Source organism: Paraferrimonas haliotis, from assembly GCF_002282895.1.
Lineage (GTDB): Bacteria > Pseudomonadota > Gammaproteobacteria > Enterobacterales > Shewanellaceae > Paraferrimonas > Paraferrimonas haliotis.
Map to the genome: position 1 here is coordinate 1 of NZ_NRRB01000017.1, position 1,268 is coordinate 1,268.

1 rRNA gene is annotated in these 1,268 nt (G+C 49.9%); it reads right to left on the reverse strand.

Features of this window, described 5'->3' with window-relative positions:
* Nucleotides 1-1,243 (reverse strand): 23S ribosomal RNA (locus CLC91_RS14840); the annotation flags it as partial.
* Between the last annotated feature and the right edge of the window lie 25 nt (nucleotides 1,244-1,268).

Consider the following 1,268-nt stretch of genomic DNA (forward strand, 5'->3'; position numbering starts at 1 on the left):
GCATTCGCACTTCTGATACCTCCAGCGTGGGTTACCCCTTCGCCTTCAACGGCTTACAGAACGCTCCTCTACCATGCATAGCAAGCTATGCATCCGTAGCTTCGGTGGTATGTTTAGCCCCGTTAAATCTTCCGCGCAGGCCGACTCGACTAGTGAGCTATTACGCTTTCTTTAAATGATGGCTGCTTCTAAGCCAACATCCTAGCTGTCTAAGCCTTCCCACATCGTTTCCCACTTAACATACACTTTGGGACCTTAGCTGACGGTCTGGGTTGTTTCCCTTTCCACGACGGACGTTAGCACCCGCCGTGTGTCTCCCGCGATTGCACTCATTGGTATTCGGAGTTTGCAAAGGGTTGGTAAGTCGGGATGACCCCCTAGCCTTAACAGTGCTCTACCCCCAATGGTGAGACGCGAGGCGCTACCTAAATAGCTTTCGAGGAGAACCAGCTATCTCCCGGTTTGATTGGCCTTTCACCCCTATCCACAAGTCATCCGCTAATTTTTCAACATTAGTCGGTTCGGTCCTCCAGTACCTGTTACGGCACCTTCAACCTGCCCATGGATAGATCACCGGGTTTCGGGTCTACGCCTTGCAACTATTCGCCCAGTTAAGACTCGATTTCTCTACGGCTCCCCTATCGGTTAACCTTGCTACAAAACGTAAGTCGCTGACCCATTATACAAAAGGTACGCAGTCACGGTATCAAGTACCGCTCCCACTGCTTGTACGTATACGGTTTCAGGTTCTATTTCACTCCCCTCACAGGGGTTCTTTTCGCCTTTCCCTCACGGTACTGGTTCACTATCGGTCAATCAGGAGTATTTAGCCTTGGAGGATGGTCCCCCCATGTTCAGACAAGATATCACGTGTCCCGTCCTACTCGATTTCACACTAAGGTCGTTTTCATGTACGGGGCTATCACCCTGTATCGCCAAGCTTTCCAACTTGTTCCACTAACTTCCAAAGTACTTAAGGGCTAATCCCCGTTCGCTCGCCGCTACTAGGGGAATCTCGGTTGATTTCTTTTCCTCCGGGTACTTAGATGTTTCAGTTCCCCGGGTTCGCCTCTTACAACTATGTATTCATTGCAAGATACTGACTTATGCCAGTGGGTTTCCCCATTCGGAAATCTGTGAGTCAAAGCCTTTTATCGACTCGTCACAGCTTATCGCAGATTAACACGTCCTTCATCGCCTCTGATTGCCTAGGCATCCACCGTATACGCTTAGTCACTTAACCATACAACCCACATGGGTCTGGCTTG